General features: G+C 63.2%; 16 protein-coding genes. 7 read left to right on the top strand and 9 right to left on the bottom strand.

The genetic code is table 11. The features are described from left to right. Nucleotides 1-36: 36 nt before the first annotated feature. Nucleotides 37-699, bottom strand: a complete 663-nt coding sequence (locus JNC62_RS01195; RefSeq protein ID WP_374835644.1) for a peroxiredoxin — start codon at nt 697-699, stop codon at nt 37-39. Nucleotides 700-856: 157 nt separating this feature from the next. Continuing rightward, on the bottom strand, nt 857-1,918 hold the full coding sequence (locus JNC62_RS01190) for a diguanylate cyclase domain-containing protein (RefSeq protein ID WP_374835156.1): 1,062 nt from the start codon (nt 1,916-1,918) through the stop codon (nt 857-859). A gap of 187 nt (nt 1,919-2,105) precedes the next feature. Here JNC62_RS01190 and JNC62_RS01185 point away from each other — a divergent pair, with 187 nt between their 5' ends. Beyond that, complete coding sequence (locus tag JNC62_RS01185; RefSeq protein ID WP_374835154.1) at nt 2,106-3,080, top strand: L-threonylcarbamoyladenylate synthase; 975 nt, start codon at nt 2,106-2,108, stop codon at nt 3,078-3,080. A gap of 3 nt (nt 3,081-3,083) precedes the next feature. Next, nucleotides 3,084-4,520: an FAD-binding oxidoreductase gene (locus JNC62_RS01180; protein ID WP_374835152.1), complete on the top strand. Its 1,437-nt coding sequence runs from the start codon at nt 3,084-3,086 to the stop codon at nt 4,518-4,520. Between the two features lie 34 nt (nt 4,521-4,554). Here the strand turns inward: JNC62_RS01180 and JNC62_RS01175 are convergent, their stop codons facing one another. Continuing rightward, on the bottom strand, nt 4,555-6,861 hold the full coding sequence (locus JNC62_RS01175) for a DUF1217 domain-containing protein (RefSeq protein WP_374835150.1): 2,307 nt from the start codon (nt 6,859-6,861) through the stop codon (nt 4,555-4,557). Between the two features lie 290 nt (nt 6,862-7,151). Here JNC62_RS01175 and JNC62_RS01170 point away from each other — a divergent pair, with 290 nt between their 5' ends. Together JNC62_RS01170 and JNC62_RS01165 are read left to right on the top strand one after the other, a co-directional pair. Further along, nucleotides 7,152-7,718, top strand: coding sequence for a DUF6101 family protein (locus JNC62_RS01170; protein WP_374835148.1), 567 nt, complete (start codon nt 7,152-7,154; stop codon nt 7,716-7,718). A 344-nt stretch (nt 7,719-8,062) separates the two neighbouring features. After that, entirely contained in the window at nt 8,063-9,436 is a 1,374-nt protein-coding gene (locus JNC62_RS01165) for a class I SAM-dependent methyltransferase (protein WP_374835146.1), read from the top strand. 4 nt (nt 9,437-9,440) lie between these two features. Here the strand turns inward: JNC62_RS01165 and ubiA are convergent, their stop codons facing one another. Continuing rightward, nucleotides 9,441-10,391 (bottom strand): 4-hydroxybenzoate octaprenyltransferase, encoded by a 951-nt coding sequence (gene ubiA / locus JNC62_RS01160; protein ID WP_374835144.1) that lies wholly within the window; start codon nt 10,389-10,391, stop codon nt 9,441-9,443. Nucleotides 10,392-10,608: 217 nt separating this feature from the next. Here ubiA and purD point away from each other — a divergent pair, with 217 nt between their 5' ends. Next, nucleotides 10,609-11,880 carry a phosphoribosylamine--glycine ligase gene (purD, locus tag JNC62_RS01155; RefSeq protein WP_374835142.1) on the top strand — a complete coding sequence of 424 codons (1,272 nt, stop codon included), beginning with the start codon at nt 10,609-10,611 and terminating at the stop codon, nt 11,878-11,880. Between the two features lie 120 nt (nt 11,881-12,000). Beyond that, entirely contained in the window at nt 12,001-12,495 is a 495-nt protein-coding gene (locus JNC62_RS01150) for a plant virulence effector HPE1-like domain-containing protein (protein ID WP_374835140.1), read from the top strand. 110 nt (nt 12,496-12,605) lie between these two features. On the opposite strand, the gene JNC62_RS01145 is transcribed toward JNC62_RS01150, so the two are convergent. From JNC62_RS01145 to JNC62_RS01130, 4 genes are all read right to left on the bottom strand, one after another. After that, a complete protein-coding gene (locus tag JNC62_RS01145; protein WP_374835138.1) occupies nt 12,606-13,109 on the bottom strand; it encodes a 2-thiouracil desulfurase family protein in 504 nt (167 codons plus the stop codon). Between the two features lie 42 nt (nt 13,110-13,151). Next, the gene (gene glyS / locus JNC62_RS01140) at nt 13,152-15,266 is read right to left on the bottom strand and encodes a glycine--tRNA ligase subunit beta (RefSeq protein WP_374835136.1); all 2,115 of its coding nucleotides are present in this window, start codon (nt 15,264-15,266) and stop codon (nt 13,152-13,154) included. Between the two features lie 103 nt (nt 15,267-15,369). Next, on the bottom strand, nt 15,370-17,310 hold the full coding sequence (locus tag JNC62_RS01135; RefSeq protein ID WP_374835134.1) for a DUF2207 domain-containing protein: 1,941 nt from the start codon (nt 17,308-17,310) through the stop codon (nt 15,370-15,372). Between the two features lie 15 nt (nt 17,311-17,325). Next, nucleotides 17,326-17,874: a LemA family protein gene (locus JNC62_RS01130; protein ID WP_374835132.1), complete on the bottom strand. Its 549-nt coding sequence runs from the start codon at nt 17,872-17,874 to the stop codon at nt 17,326-17,328. A gap of 265 nt (nt 17,875-18,139) precedes the next feature. On the opposite strand from JNC62_RS01130, the gene JNC62_RS01125 reads away from it, so the two are divergent. After that, nucleotides 18,140-18,337: a hypothetical protein gene (locus JNC62_RS01125; protein WP_374835130.1), complete on the top strand. Its 198-nt coding sequence runs from the start codon at nt 18,140-18,142 to the stop codon at nt 18,335-18,337. A gap of 116 nt (nt 18,338-18,453) precedes the next feature. Here the strand turns inward: JNC62_RS01125 and JNC62_RS01120 are convergent, their stop codons facing one another. Further along, on the bottom strand, nt 18,454-19,512 hold the full coding sequence (locus JNC62_RS01120) for a type I restriction endonuclease (protein WP_374835129.1): 1,059 nt from the start codon (nt 19,510-19,512) through the stop codon (nt 18,454-18,456). Between the last annotated feature and the right edge of the window lie 76 nt (nt 19,513-19,588).

Genomic DNA, 19,588 nt, shown 5'->3' with positions numbered 1-19,588 from the left:
AAACGCTCACCCGCACCGGTGGGACGGCGCCTGTCCTCACATCCCCGGCTGAGGCACGATCCGGATGTACGGCTTGGGCGCGCGCCAGCCATCGGGATATTGTTTGCGCGCGTCTTCGTCGGAAACGGAGCCGGCAATGATCACGTCCTCGCCCTGCTTCCAGTTGACCGGGGTCGCGACCTTGTGTTGCGCCGTCAATTGCAGCGAGTCGATCACCCGCAACACCTCATCGAAGTTGCGGCCCGTTGTCATCGGATAGACCAGGATCAGCTTGACCTTCTTGTCAGGCCCGATAACGAAGACGTTGCGGACGGTCTGATTGTCGGCAGGTGTCCGTGTCGTCGGGTCCCCCGACACCGAGGCCGGCAACATGCCATAGAGCTTCGAAACGGTGAAATCGACATCGGCGATCATCGGGAAATTGGGCGCATGTCCCTGCGTTTCCTCGATATCGCTCGCCCACCCGGCGTGACGATCAAGCGGATCGACGGAAAGGCCGATGATCTTGACGCCGCGTCTGTCGAATTCAGGCTTTATCTTCGCCATATAGCCCAGTTCCGTGGTGCAAACCGGCGTGAAGTCCTTAGGGTGCGAGAACAGCACCGCCCAGGAATCGCCGAGCCACTCATGAAACCGGATCTCGCCTTCGGTCGTCTGCGCCCGGAAGTCCGGCGCCAGGTCGTTGATAGCAAGCGTCACCACACACCTCCTCGTCGTTAGACGATGATCAGGGAACGAAGGCGCACAGGTTTGCACCATTCCCTCCTGTAGGCAACGCTAATATCGGAGGCCAACGCGGCCAGAGCCAACGATCAACGCGATCGCGCAAAGTTTCACCGATGAACCGGAAGCGGTGCTAGCCGTTCTTGTAGATCATCCAGTCCTTGCCCTCTGGCCCGTCGCTGCCGCCGCGATGGACGACCAGGCGATTGCCTCCTGCCGCCTGCGCCTGCTGCAGGGCCTTTTCCGCGAAGGAGACCAGGTCGAAGGCATTTCCGACCCCGTCAACCATGCAGACGCCGGCCGAGAACGTGAGGCAGCCCAAGTTGCGCGCGGTTTCCGGGTGTCGCAGCGGTGCTGCGGCGAAGGCCGAGCGCAACATCGCCAGCAGCCGGACGATCTCGTTTTCGTCGGAGGTATAGAACAGGAAGCCGAAACGCAGCCCCTCGAAACGACTGACGACGTCGGTGGCCGGCGTCGCGCGCTTGATCAGGGCGCCATAATGGCGGATGAGGTAGTCATTGAGCGCTTCGGCCTGAGCGGGCGAAAAGCGCTTGCCGGCATCGACCTCGACGATGGCGAGACCGCACGATACCGGCAGTTCAGCGTTGGCATAAACCTTGGCGACGGCCTTGTTGAAGGCGCGGCGATTGCCAAGACCCGTCGCCGCATCGGCGAATTTGGTTGCCTCGAACGAAGCCAGGTCGCGCTGAATCGCGTCCATGTTTTCCGACTGCGCCGCGACGCTTGCCGCCATTGCGGCATTGCGGGTGGCCTGCTGTTCGGTTGCCTGGCGCAGCCGCTCGATCGACATGCCGAGCGCAGACGTGTCGGGGCTCTCGGCAATGATCGCCTGCGAGGCCTCTCCGATCAAGCGGCCGTAGTCGCTGAGGGAGATCTCCTCCTGCTGCAGCAATGCCATGAAGTTCGCCATCTCGTCGCGGACGGCGCCGGCCGAGCGCTGCAGCACGCCCTCTTCGTGATGATGCGGCAGATACTTGCGACCAAGTTCGTCCAGGGATGCCTGCGTCTTGAATTTTCCAAGCGCAACAAACTCGCGGACCAGATCCGGATTGGCGCCGGCATAGGCCTCGTAGACCAGTTCATAATTTCGCGGCAGACCGTCGATGCCCATCTGGTGCATTGCTGTGGCGATACGCAAGGCAATGTCGTTCGTGGAAGATTTCCTATGGTTCATTTTTATGCACCCACTCCCCTGTTCTTTCCGCATTACCAGCGATCGGTTACGAAGCATCTAACGCCAGGGCGCGCCGTTGGACGCGACTTCACTTTTTCGCAGGCCCGTCCGCCATGTGCTTTCGACTTGGCATCCGGCCGCCAAAGGCTGTAAAGCGAGGGCCGATCAAACGCAAAGAAGAGACGAGATGGCAAAGGTCATCGACACGCGGACGGCCCCCGAAGCGGCCCTTCAGGAGGCGGTCGCGGTTCTCGGGAGAGGCTTGCCGATCGCGATCCCGACGGAAACGGTCTACGGGCTGGCTGCGGACGCGACCAATCCGGAGGCCATCGCCCGCATCTACGAGACCAAGGGGCGGCCGCGCTTCAATCCGCTGATATGCCACGTGGCGGATCTGGAGATGGCGGACCGGTATGTGCGTTTCGATCCTCTGTCACGAATACTCGCCGAAGCGTTCTGGCCGGGTCCGCTGACACTGATACTGCCGGTAAGACCGGACGCGCCGATCCATCCGCTCGTTCGTGCCGGGCTCGAAACGGTCGGGATCCGCGTGCCTGACGGCTTTGCAAATCGGTTGATTGCCGCGTTCGGACGGCCGCTCGCCGCACCGAGCGCCAACACGTCGGGACGGATCAGCCCGACGAACGCCGACCACGTCAATGCCGATCTCGGCGACAGGATCGAACTGATCCTCGACGGTGGCGCGGCAAAGGTCGGGCTGGAATCCACCATCCTGAAGGTGGTCGACGGTTCGGTCCATCTCCTTCGGCCCGGAGGCCTCAACGTCGCGGACGTCGAAAGGCTGACCGGCAGCAAGGTGATCCGCCCGAAGGGCGCCGGGGCGACGATCGAGGCGCCCGGGATGCTTGCCTCACACTATGCGCCGCATGCCGGCGTGCGGCTCAATGCCCGTCAGGTCACGCCCGGCGAGGCGCTGATACGCTTCGGAGGAACGGCGCTGCCGGGCGAGGAAAGGGCCGCCATCGTGCTCGACCTGAGCCCGGCCGGCGACCTGCGCGAGGCGGCCGCCAACCTTTTCGGTTATATGCAGGAGGCGGACGCGACCGGTGCCCGCACGATCGCATTCTCGCCGATACCCGCTACGGGGTTGGGCGAGGCGATCAACGATCGGCTCGAACGCGCTGCCGCGCCGAGGAACTGACAGATGCCCACGACAGCCCTCCCGGCGGAGCTGATTGCCCGCTTTGCCGCCATCACCGGCGAAAGGTACGCACTCACCGATGCGAGCGCGGTCGCCCCCTACCTGGTCGAGACGCGGGGGATCTACCATGGAACGACCCCGCTGGTGTTGCGGCCGGCAAGCACCGGCGAGATCTCCGAGATCCTCCGGCTCGCGAGCGCGACCGGCACCGCAATCGTGCCGCAGGGCGGCAACACCGGGCACGTGGCGGGGCAGATCCCGCGGGAGGGGGCTTCCGATGTCGTGCTGTCGCTCTCCCGCCTCAACCGTATCCGCGATGTCGACCCGATCGGCAATCTCATCGTCGCCGAGGCCGGCTGCGTGCTGGCCGAGATCCAGAAGGCGGCCGAAGCGGTCGACCGGCTCTTTCCCCTCTCGCTTGGCTCGGAAGGGACGTGCCAGATCGGCGGCAATCTCTCGAGCAATGCCGGCGGGACGGCGGTGCTCGCCTACGGCAACGCCCGCCAGCTTTGCCTCGGGCTGGAAGTCGTGCTCCCGACCGGCGAAGTGTGGGACGGGCTGCGGCGGCTGAAGAAGGACAATACCGGCTACGACCTGCGCGACCTCTTCATCGGCGCCGAAGGCACGCTTGGCGTCATCACGGCGGCGGTGCTGAAGCTGGTTCCCCGCCCCGCAGGGCACGAGGTGGCCTTCGCCGGATTGCGTTCCGTGGCCGATGCGCTGGCGGTGTTCGAATTGGCTTCGCAGCGCTGTGGCGCGGCGCTGACCGGCTTCGAGCTTATGCCAAGGATCGGAGTCGAGTTCGCGTCGCGGCATATCGCCGGCGTCCGCGATCCGCTGCAAACACGCCACGACTGGTACGTGTTGATCGACGTTTCCACCTCGGCTTCAGCCGAGGCCGCGCGCCAGATGATCGAAGCGCTGCTCCAGGAGGCCCTGGAAAAGGAACTCGTCCAGGATGCCGTCATCGCCGCAAGCGGCGAGCAGCGGCGCGCGCTTTGGCACATGCGCGAAAGCCTGTCGCTGGCGCAAAGACCGGAAGGCGGATCGATCAAGCACGACGTCTCCGTCCCGGTTTCCCGCATTCCGGCTTTCATGGCGGAAGCGGACGAGGCGGTCAGCGCGATGATCCCGGGCGTGCGCATCTGCGCTTTCGGTCACATGGGAGACGGCAACATCCACTACAACCTCTCCCAGCCTGTCGGCGCAGACAAGCAGGCCTTTCTCGACCGCTGGAAGGACGTCAGCACGGTCGTACACGGCATCGTGCGCAGGTTCGACGGATCGATCTCTGCCGAGCACGGCATCGGCCAGTTGAAGCGCGACGAGCTGGCCGAGATCCGCGCACCGATCGAAATCGACCTGATGCGCCGGATCAAGCACGCCTTCGATCCGGCCGGCATCATGAATCCGGGCAAGGTGCTGCGGACCGGACCTTGACCCGACCCGCGGCCATGAACGACTGAACCTCCGGTCAGATCCCGCCGGCTCGCAGCTGCGCCATGCTGAGCAGCGTGTCGGCGCTGATGTTCCCACCCCCACCGCTGAGGACGGCCACGGCACCGGACGTCTCGCTGAAGTTCTCCAGGTCATAGAGGACGGCGAACTTGGCGATCATCTTCGACACCTTTTGCGGATCCTGCAGATCCTTCAGGTCCATATAGCGCTTGATCAGTTCGGCCTGGGCATCGATGTCGGCGCTGCCGATATCCTCGGGGAGACCATTGAGGGTCTTGAAGACCTGATACATTGCGTCATCGGCCAGGATATCGTAGGGGCTGGAAATCGAGTTCGCGCTGCGCTCGAAATACAGCGCCAGACGAACACCGGCGTTCTCCTCGCCCGCTTCGACTTCCATGGCCTGGCGAATATAGTTGTCGAGGGTCTGATAGATGCCGCGCCGGGTCTGGATCGCGGCATCGTGCGGACGCTCCACCTGACCTGTCGCGCTGAAGTTGAAGGAGGCGACGATGGTGCGATAGCTGCGGTCGGCCTGCTGGTTGACGAAGCTGTCCGGGTCGTCAAGGTCGGACGCAAAGATCTGCGCCATGAACCCTTCCGGCACCGTCTTCGGATCGATGTTGTTCGCCTCAAGCACGAAGTTGACGAGCCTGGTGTTGGCCAGGAATTCCTTGAGCGACCCGACTTTCTGGATCTGCTCGGAGTAGTACTTCGCCTCGGCCTCGGCCTTCTTCTTGTCGTCTGCCGTTGCGAAACGGGATTTTTCGATCACATAGGCCTTGGAGACGATCTGGATCTCCGCCTCGGTCTGGGCCATGATCGGCACATCGACGTTGCCTTTTTCGTCGAAATTGAAGGCTCTGGCCAATTCGAGATAGCGACTGTCCTTCAGGCCGTAGACATAGCTTTTGGGATCGCTGAGGTCACTGAGCAGGACCTGCTTTATCTTGTAGCTGCTTTCGGTGGCCGGGTTGAGACCGACGGCATTGAGCGCGAGCTTGTAGACGCTCGGCGCCTTCAGGAAATCCTTGACCGAGGTGATCTGGCCGACCTTCAGCTTGTAGTCCGCGATGAGTTTCGCATCGGCCGCTTCGTCGGCGTCATTGTAACGACTCATATAGAGTTGGCCGGCTTCGGCGGTCTTTTCAGGCGCCTGCGCCTGATCGCCGGCGGCGAGCGTGCCGTCGGGCTGGAAGTTGAACGCCCTGGCCAGCGCAACATATCGCTTGTCGCCGTTGCCGACCGTATAGATGTAGCTGGTGGGATCGTCGGGATCGCTGGTCAGGATGTTCCTGATCGTTGAAGGCATGATCGTGACGCCGTTCAGGTCGTAGGCAATCTTGATGTAGTTGAGGACGCGGACGTCCCCCAGAAGCTCATCGACCGTGGTGGCGGCGGCAACGGCCTCCTCAAAGTGCGCCTTGTTCAACAGTGCGGCGGCGGATGTCACGCGCGGGGTGGAAAGCGCATAGCCCTCATTGGTGGCCTTCTTCTGCGCTTCCGTCTGCGCCAGCGTGTCGGCCGGCAGTGTGCCGTCCGGATTGAAATTGTAGGCCGCGGCCAGTGCCAGATATTTCTCTGCGACGGAGATCTGAGCATACCAATTGGAAATTTTCGACCTTATCGCCGCCTTTTCCGCGGCGGTGAGGTCGGGATCGGCAAGCTGGGTGTTCGCCTCCGTGATCTTGGCCGTGTAATCGACAATGGCCGCACCGAAGGTCTGATTGACGTAACTGTCGGGATCATCCAGATCGCTCGTCAGCGCACCGCGTACGGCCTGGTAGGAGAACGTGGCGGGGTCGATGCCGAATGTCGTGAAGACGTAAGCCTTCATCTTGTCATTCTGCAGCAGCTGATCGACCGTGGTGATCTTGTCGATGACAATGTTGTAATAGCGCGTCTCTTCCTGCTGCGCCTTGCCGGCGTTGTTCACCGTGGCGGTGTAGAGCCCGATCAGTTCATCCAGCTGGGCATCCGACTGGGCAACCGCCGTTTCGCTCCGAAACGAAAAGGACTGCGCAAAGGTCCGGTACTTGGTGTCGGTCAGGCGGTTGACGAAACTGTTGGCGTCCGTCAGGTCGCTTTCCAGGACCTTGCGCATGAACGCCTTGGCATAGGCCATTTCCTCCAGCCCATAGGCCTTCATCGCATAATTGTAGAGCCGGTAATCATCCAGGAATTCGTCGATTGAGCCGACCTTGCCGATGTTTTCCTTGTAGTACTCGGCGTCGCGCGCATTCATCGTCTGCTGCGCAACGCGGTTCAGCGATGTCAGTAGATCCTTGGTGAAGAGATTATAGCTCGTATAGGTCGAAAGCATTGCAAGACTATCCCTTTTGCACCTTGCTGCAGCGATCGCCGCACGCGTGCGCCATTGCTTTGCCGATCCTAGCCGCATTGCCTTGTCCGTGGCTGTCGAACCACGCGTTGACGAAACGGAAACCCTGACCAGGCGGCATTTTGCTAACCATCCGCTCGGGCAAAGTTTTCTTAACCGCGATTTTTAAGCGGAGCGGAAGATGCGGCGCCTAATCTTCCCGCCATAGAGGGACGAAAAAGTCCCCGGAGAAGACCGGTCACCGGCTCTCAAGGAAGACAAGGGCGAAAGACATGTTGAACACCGTTTCCAAGCCGGCCTGGGCCGGAAGCACCCTGCGGCTCGACCCCAAGCGATTTCCCCAGCAGATCACCTATGCTCTGCGCAGCGACGCGAGCGACGTCACCATCACGCTCGACGAGCGCGGCGCCGTGCTGCGCAAGATCCTGCCCTCCAGCGGCCTGCCACTTTCGTTTGCCCTGCCCGCCCGCGCCTTCAAGGGCGTGGCCGCTCGCGCGATCGACCACGGCAACGGCGAAGTGACCGTGACGCTCGAACTGCATCACGACGATCCGGACCTGTGCATTCCGCTGCTCGTGGCGCACGATCTCTGCGATATCGCTGCAGATTGGCGCAGTTGGGCCGACGCCTATCGCATCCCGATGCTGATGATCGAGGCCGATGGTATCGCCCGGCCGCTGGAGATGCACCTCGGCTCGCTCCCCGCCCGCCCGGCGCGCAAGCGTCGCCATCACACCTACTTCGCCGATCGCCGGCCGCGCTTTCTCGTTCGCCGCTCGACCGGCGACCTCGGCCTGACGATGAGGATCGACGGCCGCGAGATCATCGCGCGCCATTGAACATGCAATGACGATCAGAACCGATAGGGTGTTGCGCGTTCCTCCAGTCACGACAACGCCTGATCCTTTCGGCCATTCCGGTCGCGATCGCCTCGCGCCATGGACTTGCGCCAAAGCCGGCCGCCTCCCCGCGGCCGGCTTTTTTCATGCCTGACGGGCGGCGTGCGAAAACGGGTTCGACACGAGCGGTCGAGGCCGCGCTACGCCCCGACGCCCCTGAACGCGCAAGAGCACCCCCATCGGCGCCCACCTGCTGCGCCACGGCAAGACAATCAGTGGTTGACAACAGGATGTTAAACCGCACATTGCACTGCGGTTTTTCTTCAACGTTGGGAAGTCACTATATGTCGCGTGAACTTGGGACTGAACGTGAATTGCAAGCAACCAAGGCCGTCATCGGGGAATTGGCGAAACATCTTGACGTCAACATTTGCCTGGAGCTTTGGGACGGCACGATCATCCCGCTCGGTCAGGGCGCGCAGGAAGAGATCCGCTTCGTCATCGCTTCCGCCAACGTGTTGCGCCGCCTGCTGCGCCAGCCGTCGCTGATCAGTGTTGCCGAACTGTACGCGACGGGCGACCTCGACGTCGTCGGCGCCAACCCGGTCGATGCGATGCGGCATGTCGACCACTTGCAGTTCCTGGCACTGCCGCGAAAGGTCAACAAGGCGCGCATGCTGAAGATGGCCCTGCCCATCCTTCTGAAGAGCTATTCCGTCTCCTCCTTCGTCAAGCGCTTCACGAAAGAGGCCGGCGTCACGCCGAACAGCGGCCGGAACGACAAGGAGATGATCGGCTTCCACTACGACCTCTCCAACGAGTTCTACTCCCTCTTCCTCGACAAGGAGATGGTGTATTCTTCCGCCTATTTCCCGACGCCGGACTCCTCGCTCGACGAGGCGCAGCTGTACAAGCTGGACCTCATCTGCCGCAAGCTGCGGCTTGCACCCGGCGACAAGCTGTTCGATCCCGGCTGCGGCTGGGGTGGTCTGCTGTGCCATGCCGCCCGGCATTATGGCGTCGAGGCCTATGGCACGACGCTGTCGGAAGAGCAGTTCGCCCATGTGAAGGCCAAGGTCGCGACTATGGGCCTCGGCGATCGCGTCAAGGTGGAACTGCGCGACTGCCGCAGTCTCGCAGACGACCAGATCTTCGACAAAATCGCCCAGGTGGAGATGATCGAGCATGTCGGCATCGCCAACCATCAGGACTTCTACAAGTACCTTCGCAAGCACATGCGCCCGCGCGGCGTCTATTTCGGCCAGGCCAGCTTCCGCCGGAATACGGCGCGGCCGGAAGACTTCCCGCGGCTGACGCCCTATATGCAGTTCATCATCAAGTACATTTTCCCGGGCGGCGAGCTGGACCATATCGGCATGACGACGGGCGTGCTGGAGCAGGCCGGCTTCGAAGTCCACGAGGTCGAGGCCGTGCGCGAACATTTCGGCTACACGACGGAACACTGGGTGCGCCGTCTCTACGACCGCAGGGAAGAGGGCGCCGCCCTCGTGGGCATGCCGCAGACGCGCATCTGGCTGCTCTACCTCTCGCTCTGCGCCCTCTCCTTCCACCGCGGCGCGCTCAACGCCTTCCAGGTCATCGCCACCAACCGCCGCTCCGGCGCGTCAGGCATCGGTTTCGATCGCACGACGGTCTATGGCGGCGCACGCCGCGTGGATGCGGACGACGCGCGGGCCAATATGCTGAAGTCCGCCTGACACCTCAGGCGAAAGCCAATGCGGCAAGAAGGCCGACAAACAGGATCAGACCGACGACCCCGTTGAACTTGAACAGTGCCAGGCACTGGTCGGGGTCGTCGATATCGATCGTGACGATCTGCCAGGCGAGCATCCCGGCGGCGACGGCGAGACCCAGATAGGCAAGGATGCCGACACCGGCGAGAGCGAACGACACGAGGATCAGCAGCACAGACAGCCCATAAAGGCTGACGAGCCACTGACGGGTTCGCTCGGCAAACAGGCGCGCGGTCGATCTGACGCCGATCAAGGCATCATCTTCCTTGTCCTGGTGGGCGTAGATCGTGTCGTAGCCGATCGTCCAGACGACGGCGCCGCCAAAGAGCGCGATCGCGGCGAGAGACAGCGTGCCGAACTGCGCCGACCAGCCCATCAGCGCCCCCCAGGAGAAGGCCAGCCCGAGAAAGAACTGCGGCCAGTCGGTGAAGCGCTTGGCGAAGGGATAGATCGCGACGATTGCAAGCGACGCAATGCCGAGCATGACCGAGAAGAGGTTGAACTGCAGCAGGACCAGCAGGCCGACCAGCGCCTGCAGGGCGATGAACAGCTTCGCCTGGCCTCGCGTGACGCGGCCCGACGGCAACGGCCGCGAGCGGGTGCGCGCCACCGCCTTGTCGATCTCGTGATCGACCAGGTCGTTGTAGGTGCAGCCGGCACCGCGCATGGCAATCGAGCCGATGACGAACAGCAGCAGGTGCCAGACAAACTGTGACATCGAGTAGGAGGAAGCCGCCCGCGCCACGTTGGCCGCAAGTGCGGCCGACCACAGGCAGGGCCACATCAGCAGCTGCCAGCCGATCGGCCGGTCCCAGCGGGCGAGTTGCGCATAGGGCCAGAGCGAGCGGGGAAGAACGCGATAGACCCAGTTGTCGGAGGGCGCGTCGGCAACGCGCCCGGAATCGGGATTGATGCTCATGCGCCTAGTTCGCAGTCCGGCTGGCTCGGGTCAAGGCCGATGTGCGCGTTCGCCGATCAGGGCGGCAGGACGCCCAACCTGGCGCGCGGAGGCGTGTCACTGCAAAGCGAACCAAATCTTCCCTTGTCGCCCCCCGATTCCCGCAAACGCGGCACTTGACCTTTGCCCCCCGCCCGCTTAACCGGCGGAGCTTACGCGGATTGCAGGGGATTAGGCCATGAAGGTTCTGTTGATCGGTTCGGGCGGGCGCGAACATGCACTGGCCTGGAAGCTGGCCCAGTCGCCACGGCTGACCGCGCTCTTTGCCGCTCCCGGCAATCCCGGCATGGCCGAGTGTGCAACGCTCGTCGCGCTCGACGTCGACAACCATGCCGCCGTCTCTGCCTTCTGCCGCGACAACGGCGTCTCCTTCGTCGTCGTCGGCCCCGAGGCACCGCTGGTGGCGGGCCTGGCCGACCGGCTGCGCGCCGACGGCATCGCCGTCTTCGGCCCCTCGGCCGCGGCCGCACAACTGGAAGGCTCCAAGGGCTTCACCAAGGACCTCTGCGCCAAGTACGCGATCCCGACCGGCGCCTACCGGCGCTTCTCGGATGCAGCTTCGGCAAAGGCCTATGTGATGGAACAGGGCGCTCCGATCGTCATCAAGGCGGACGGGCTTGCCGCCGGCAAGGGCGTGACGGTGGCGATGACCGTCGACGAGGCGCTTTCGGCCATCGCCGACTGCTTCGACGGCGCCTTCGGCGCGGCGGGGGCGGAAGTGGTGGTCGAGGCCTTCCTCGACGGCGAGGAAGCGAGCTTCTTCTGCCTCTGCGACGGCAAGAACGCGTTGCCGCTCGCCTCGGCCCAGGACCACAAGCGCGTCGGCGACGGCGACACCGGCCCGAACACCGGCGGCATGGGCGCCTATTCCCCTGCCCCCGTGATGACGGCGGAGATGGTCGAGCGGACGATGAAGGAGATCATCGAGCCCACCATTTACGGCATGGCCGCCGATGGCCACCCCTTCACCGGCGTGCTGTTCGCCGGCCTGATGATCACGAAGAAGGGGCCGGAACTGATCGAGTACAACGTCCGCTTCGGCGATCCGGAGTGCCAGGTGCTGATGATGCGGCTCGAGAGCGACCTGCTGGAATTGCTGCACGCGGCGGCGACCGGTTCGCTCGACACGGCCTGCGCCACCTGGAAGGACGAAACGGCGCTGACCGTCGTGCTTGCGTCGAAGGGCTATCCGGGCGCCTACGAAAAGAACACGCCGATCGCGTTCATTCCGGCAGACGGCGACACGACCAAGGTGTTTCATGCCGGCACAGCGCTGAAGGACGGCGAACTGGTCGCCACCGGCGGCCGCGTGCTCAACGCAACCGCGGTGGCGCCCACCGTCGCCGAGGCGCAGGCCCGCGCCTATGCCCTGGCGGATCAGGTGAAATGGCAAAACGGCTTCTGCCGAAGGGATATCGGCTGGCGCGCGGTTGACCGCGACAGGGCCTGAGCCGATTGACCGCTGCAGGCGGCAGAAAACGACGCATCATTCAATTTTTACCAATTCTCCTGACCGGAAGGTAACGGAAAACGAGATAGTCTTTCCGTCGACCTTACGGGAGAACCAGTGATGCGTAGCCTCTTGCTGTCCGTTGCATTTGCGCTTCTTGGCGCCCCTGCCCTTGCCTCCTCGATCGAGCCGATCGCCGCCGGCGGAAAGGGCCAGGGCAGCGTCCAGACGATTTCCTGCACCGATTGCCCGGCCCTGAAGGAAAAGAAGCGGAGCAAGACCTACGTCGTCCCCGACATCGAACCAGGCACGCAAAAGGTCGAGATCCGTGAAGTCGACGGCGAACGAAAGGTCTTCCGCAGCGAGGCCTGGCTCGGCGGCTCGCCGGTGGTTTTCGTCAGCAAGGCGCCGGAAGAGGTGGCGGCGGGGAACACCGAGGCCAAGGGTGCGGTGGCGGGTGCATCGGCCGAAACCGGCAACAGCATCGATCCCGAAGCCACGACCGGCGCGCTCGAAACCAAATCGGCCGCAGTTGCCGCCACTGCCGCGGCGGGCGCGCAAAAGGCCGGTTCACAAGAGCTTGATCCGTCAAGGTTTGAACTTCGGGTCAATTGACCCCATAATAACAGCGTTCCCTGCCCCATCGGCCCCTCCAGGCTGATTGGGCATCCGCCTGAGCGGCGGATGTCTTGCGCCCCTGAAGAGAAGCAGGGGCGCAAGTTTTATCACCCGTCGGCATCGTCTTTCTTGATCCGCGCGATGAGAGCATCGATCTCGGTATCGGCAAAGACTGCAATGCCGTGGCGCTTGAGACAGGCCGCCGTGACACCGGCGCCGGCCAGGCGCTTGCCGGAAAAACTTCCGTCATAGACGAAACCGGAGCCGCAGGACGGGCTGCCGTCGATCAGAAGCGCATATCGACAATCGCTCTCGCGCGCCAAGGCGAGCGCCCGCAGGGCGCCCTCGACAAAACCCGTGGTCACGTCGCCACCGGTCGCTTCGACGACACGCGCGACACCGTCGAGGACTTCGTCTCCGGTCATCGCCCCTTCGATCTCGGCCGGTGGACGGGGAACGGCAAAGCCGCCCGCCAGCTCGGGACAGATCGTCACCAGCCGCCCCTCTGCCTGCCAGCGCGCGATTGCCTCGTGCAGCAGCGGCTTGGACGCGCCGTTGTAGCGAACCGGCAGGCCCATGAGACAGGCGCTGATGAGGATTTTTCCGGGCATCAGCACCTCTCCATGTTTCAAAACGCAGCGCCGATTACGGGGTCAACCCGTGATCTTCGAAAAGTCCGCGACCGTGCCGGTGGCCGAGCGGATCGCGGCCAGCAGCGCCAGACGGTTCGCCCGGATCGCCGCGTCCTCATCGTTGACGAGGACGTCGTCGAAGAACGTGTCGACCGGGGCGCGCAGCTTCGACAGCGCCGTCATGGCGGACTGGAAGTCCTCCCTGGCGACGGCGTCGGCGGCCTCGCTCGTGGCGACGACGATCGCATCGTGCAGGTCCTTCTCCGCGGCAATCCGGAACAGGTCGGAGGCAATCCCGTCGGCGACGACGGTGCCCTTCTTCTCCTCGGCGGCGAGAAGCTGCGTGGCGCGCTTGGTGCCGGCGAGCAGGTTCTTGCCGTCCTCGGAGGTGATGAAGGCCGTCAGCGCCTCGACGCGGCGGGCGACCATCAGCAGATCGTCGGCGTTCGGCGTCAGCACCGCGTCGATCAGGTCGTGGCGCGCGCCGAGATCGCGCAGGTAGACCTTGAGGCGGTCGTGGAAGAAGGATAGGAGATCGGCATCCTTGACGACCGACAGCAGCGGCAGGCGAACGCCCTTCTCTAGCAGAATGCGGATGACGCCGAGCGCCGCACGACGCAGCGCATACGGGTCCTTCGACCCGGTCGGCTTCTCGTCGATCGCCCAGAAGCCGATCAGCGTATCCAGCTTGTCGGCGAGCGCAACGGTGATGGCGACCGGATCGGAGGGCACACGGTCGGAAGGGCCTTGCGGCTTGTAGTGGTCCTCGATCGCATCGGCGACGGCCTGGGGCTCGCCCTGCAGCAGCGCGTACTTGTGGCCCATGATGCCCTGCAGTTCGGGGAACTCGCCGACGGCTTCGGTGCGCAGGTCGGCCTTGGCCAGCACCACGGCCCGGTCGACGAGCTTCGGATCGGCGCCGGTGACCTTGGCAAGCTCCGCCGCCAATGCACGGATGCGCTGGACGCGCTCTCCCTGCGTGCCGAGCTTGGCGTGGAAGGTGACGTTCAGCGCGTCGAGCTTGGCCATGCGCTGGTCGAGCGGCTTCTTCAGGTCGAGCTCGAATTTCTCCGCCGAGGCGACGAGGGTTTCGAGATCCGGCAGGTCGTGCTGATCGCGGGTCCAGAAGTGGCGGGCGTCGGAGAGGCGGGCCCGTACGACCTTGCCGTTGCCGTGGACGATCTCCTTGCCGCCATCCTTCGCCTCGATGTTGGCGACGAGGATGAAATGGTTGGAGAGGCCTTCCCCGCCGGCCGGACGGGTGACGAAGCATTTCTGGTTCGTCTTGATCGTCAGGCGAATGATTTCCGCCGGGATCGCCAAAAATTCCTCCTCGAAGGTGCCCATCAGCACCTGCGGCCATTCGACGAGGCCGGAGACCTCCTCGAGCAGCCCTTCGTCCTCGACCAGTTCAAGACCGTTGGCAAAGGCGACATTGGCGGCGTCCGCCGCGATGATCTGCTTGCGGCGCTCGGCGTCGAGGACGACCTTGGCCTTTTCGAGGCCGGCGACATAGTCGGCGAAGCGGCGGACCGTGAAGGCCTCCGGCGCATGGAAGCGGTGGCCGTAGGTGACGTTCCCGGCAACGATGCCGTCGACCTCGAAGGGGATGACCCGCGTTTCTTCGGTCTCGGAGCCGAACACGCAGACGATCGACTGCAGCGGCCGCACCCAGCGCAGTGCGCCGGGCCGGGCCGAGGCCGCACCCGAACGCATCGACTTCGGCCAGGAAAAATTGCGGATGATGCCCGGCATCACCTCGGCGATGATCTCGTCGGCCGGCCGGCCCGGCTTGACGATGTGGGCGACGTAGAAATCGCCCTTCTTCGGATCCGAATGGACGTGGGCTTCGGAGATCGAGGCCAGACCTGCCTTGCGCAGAAAGCCTTGGATCGCCTGCTCGGGAGCCGATGTTGCCGGTCCCTTGATGTCCTCGCGCACGTCGCTAGAGCGCGCATTCAGCCCGCGGATATCAAGCGTCAGCCGGCGCGGCGTCCAGTATTCCCGGGCCCCCTCGTAGGTGAGGCCAGCCTCCACAAGCGCGTCGGTGACGAGCTTCTTCAGGTCGCCAGCCGCCTTGCGCTGCATGCGGGCGGGAATTTCCTCGGAACGGAGCTCAAGCAGAAGATCGGGCATGGGGGCGCTTTTCGTGGAGATCGTTGGACTGCGGCGGACTTAGCAAGCCCGGCAGCAAATGTCATCCGTTCGATGGCGAAAAGTCTCGGCAGCGCTGCTGCGATCACCACCCGCCACCACCGCCGCCGCCACCACCGCCGCCGGAGAAGCCGCCGCCGGAGCCGCTGGAAAAGCCGGACGACGAACTCTTCGGCGGGGGCGGAAGCGAAGACGTGATCGTGTCAGCCATGGAACTGGCGAAGCCGCCCATGCGGTCGGCGAAATTGCCGGAGCCGAAGCCGTCGCCGCTGTACCAGTTCGGCTGGTAGGCGGCCGCAGCCGCCCCCGCCGCGGCAACGGCAAGCCAGCGCTGAAAGGTTTCCGACCAGGGCTTTTCGACGCCGAGCGCCACTGCGTAAGGCAACAGCGTCTCGTAGTGCTGCGGCGACATCTCCGGCACCCCGGCGAGGTTCATCCGCTCCTTTTCGGCCAGCGTCAGGTACTGGCGCAGCCCGTCGATCCCGTCCATCATCTTCCGGCCGATCGGCGTCGGCGCGCCCATCAGGAAATAGAAGAGCAAGTTGAGCAGGATGATGCCGCCGACGGCGGCAAGGATGGCGAGGTTTCCGCTTTCGACGCCGCTTGCGACAAGCCCGGCAAGCACGGCGCCGAAGATGCTAAGGAACACGAACCCGAAGAAGGCGACGATCACGACCGACATGATGCGCTGGCCGAGGCTTCTGGCGCCGCCCAGCGACTTGCCGAAGGACACGGCGAAGACGGAGAGAAAGAAGGCGGCCGCGGCCGGGACGACGACCAGCGCGATCCCGTCCTCGGACAGGTTGCCAAAGACGAGCAGCGCCAACAGGCAGAGCGCCGACAGCACGACGCCGCCGACGATATAGCCCCAGTTGGCGCGGTAGTACTTGCCACGGTGCTCCGCCTCCATCGACTGGCGGAACCGGGAACCGAGAGTCTGGACGCGGGTTCCATTGGCCTTGTCGATGGTCAACCGGTCGCCCTCGCCGCCAACCGATTTCAGTAGGACACCCTCACCGGCCGGAAGCCTGCCATCGACCGGCTTTGCCGTGCGCGTCACGACGATCGATTGCTTCAGATCCTCGAGCCTGACATACCCCTTCACAGCGAGGTTCAGCAGGGCCGCCGACAATGCCGTCCAGCCCTCGCCGCCGAAACCCTTGTTGTCGATGTAGTTCACCAGCGCCGGCGAGGCACCGTCCGGCGGGTGCCACTGCGGGACGATGACGCCACCGGTCGGATCGCGCCCGGCAATGGTCCAGGCACGCAGATAGTAGAACGCGACCAGCACGAGCCCGCCGAGACCGATCAGCGCGCCGGCATTGTCCTTAAGGAACCACAGCCGCTCCTTTGCGGCGCTCGGCCGGTCGATGCTGCCGGCTGGAAGTTTCACGGCGATCGTCAGCCCCTCGTGCGGACCAAGCCCGCGCGTCGTGACGAACTCGGCCCGGTTGCCGGCGGAACTGGCCCGGGCATTCCTGCCGGTCGCGCCATAGGCGCCGGTGAAAAAAGTCAGGTCCTGCGGCTCGACGCCCTCGGGCAGCCTCACCGTCGCCGAGGCCTGGCGGATCGGAAACGCCCACTCGGTGCCGGTGACGTTCCAGAACAGTTCGTCGTGCGTGTCGAAATAGCGGATCTGGCGATCTGTCCGGTATGTCAGTTCGTAGGTGTGCGGCCCCGGATCAAGCAGCACGTCGGAGGCGCCGAAATAGATGCGGATCGCCCCGCGCTCCTGCTCGGTGTGAAAGGGCTCGGTCTCGCCATCCCGCAGCACCTCCAGGATCTCGAAGCCAACCTGCCGCTGTCGGCCCTCATCATCGACGAAGGTGAGCGGAAAGTCGCGGTAGATGCCGCGGCGGATCAGGTTGCCCTCGGCATTGACCTTAATCGTCTCGGTGACGGTCAGTTCCCCGTCCCTGGCAACGTCGATATCGGCGTGGAAGGAGGAGATGACCTCCGCCGCCTGAGCGACCCCGGCCGCAACAAGCGCAAACAGAAACAGCAGGGAGGCTGCGATCCGCGGCATGGTTCGCTCCGGTTGCTAGAACTTCACCGTCGGGACCGCGCGGTCGGCGGCGTTCTCGATTTCGAAGAAGGGCGCCTTGGCGAAGGAGAAGGCGGTCGCCAGCAGATTGGACGGGAAACTCTCGACCCTGACGTTCAGATCGCGGGCAGCGCCGTTGTAGTAGCGGCGCGACATCTGGATCTCGTTTTCGATGGTTTCGAGCGACTGCTGCAATTCGCTGAAGTTCTGGTTGGCCTTCAGGTCGGGATAGGCCTCGGCGAGCGCCATCAGCTTGCCGAGCGCCTGGCCGAGCATGCCTTCGGCGACCGCCCGTCCGGCGACGTCGCCCGAAGGCACGGCCTGCGCCCTGTTGCGCAGTTCCACCACCTGCTCCAGCGTTTCCCGCTCGTGCTTCGCATACCCCTTGACCGTTTCGATCAGGTTCGGGATGAGATCGGCGCGGCGCTTCAACTGCACGTCGATCCCCGACCAGGCCTCCTCCTTGACCTGCCGGGCCTTCACCAGGCCGTTGTAAAGAAGGATCGCGTAGACCGCGACCACTGCTGCGATTGCCAGACCGATCATGGTGTCCTCCGTTGACAGAGCGAAGCGTCGCGAAGGTAGCATTCACGCCGGCGTAGGGAAGTCCCCCTGACCGATTTCGCCGGGCAGTTGCAAACAGGACAGCAATCGCGGGCAGAAGCGGCCGCCGCCGATGCGGTCCCGGTTTCAGGCCGTCCGTTCCTGGCATCGAGAATGGATCCGAGCCTGTTCCCCCGGGAACCGCAAAGCTGCGCGGTTGACGTCATATTGGGCCATCAACCCGCATCAACCCGCAAGGCCGACGGCCATGAAAACGCTCGCAACCGCCCTCAACATCCTCGGTTTTACCGCACTCTTCATCGCCTATACGGAAGGCGGTCCGGTGGACCGCCCGACCGGCGTGCGCCGGGCGCTGCAGACCTATGCCGGCCAGCACCCGACCGGCGGCTTTCCGACGCTCGAACAGATGCAGGAACGACGCGCGATGACGCGCGCAAAGGTGTGAACGGATGAGCCCCGCGATGAAACCCACCCCCTTACTGAACGGACGGTCGACCGTCTACTACGCCGCCTTCTCGACCCAGTTCACACCGCCGGCGTCGGTGAGCAGGAAGGCCTCGCCTAAGCGCCGTTGACATATTTCGCGGCAGTAGCCCTCAAGCGATCGGAGTGTTCGTAGATTTGGTCGAGCGAATCGATAATGATCCTCTCTTCGCTCTCACCATCGAACAGGCCTATGTATTTCACCGAGCGATTGAACCAAAGACGCGAAAGCGGCTTTCGATTGTTGTTATCAATGAGTATGCCGCAATAGGATTTCTGGTCGCGCATTATCACCCGCTTTGGACTAATCGTGTCGCGTACGATGGCCTTTACGATCATATAGCCCTCCCGCTCCTCATCCGTCGTCACAATGTCCGGTTCGTCCGAAACAGGATCATCAATTTTTTCAATTACTTCTTGTGTATCCGCAAGAGCGCTCGACAGGCGACTCTTAACAGTATCCATAATTACTTCTCTGAAGGCTGAACGAACAACGCCCGTCAACATTTCTCGGGCCGTCGCGGTCATCCGTCCTTCGTAGACGTCACCCGCTACAATTCGTACAAATTCCTCGGATGGATCTTCAATCAACTTGGCGATGACCTGCTTAACGCCTGACGTGTACTTGAGCCTTTCCGCGGTAGCCAAAATCGCGGAAACGTCGAAGGTCGATTTCTCGAACTTGCGCAATTCATTGACGATACCGGCATTGAAGTCTGTTACGTCAAAGACGAAGAATGGCCTGACATCAAGTTTGTTCGGGGCCTCTAGGTCGGTATAGAAATTGAAGGTGCGACCGTTCGTTAGAATCGCGAACTTTGCGTTTGTAACGCTGAAGTAACGATAGAGTTGATCAAGGTGCTTCTTATCCAGTGCAACGGATATCGGCTTGCACTCTATCAGTATCCGTATATCGCCATCGATTTTTATTGCGTAGTCGACCTTCTCGCCCTTCTTTCCTACGGCATCGGCCGTGAATTCGGGAATCACTTCGGAAGGATCGAAAACATCGTACCCCAAGGATCGCAGGAATGGCAGGACAACAGCAGTCTTGACTGCCTCTTCAGTGGCCATTGTGCTGGAATGCGACTTCACGCGCTCAGATATCGCGCGCAGGCTCTCTTCAATTGTGCTCATAGATGCCCCCACCCGTTATCCGGGTAGAGTTGCCTACGTCTACGTTATCGTCAAGTTGCAGATCAACAAGACCACA

Origin of the sequence: Mycoplana ramosa, from assembly GCF_041930185.1 — a bacterium.
GTDB classification, from domain to species: Bacteria; Pseudomonadota; Alphaproteobacteria; order Rhizobiales; family Rhizobiaceae; genus Mycoplana; species Mycoplana ramosa.
Note: the sequence above shows the minus strand (reverse complement) of the source record. Positions and strands in the feature narration are given on the sequence as shown.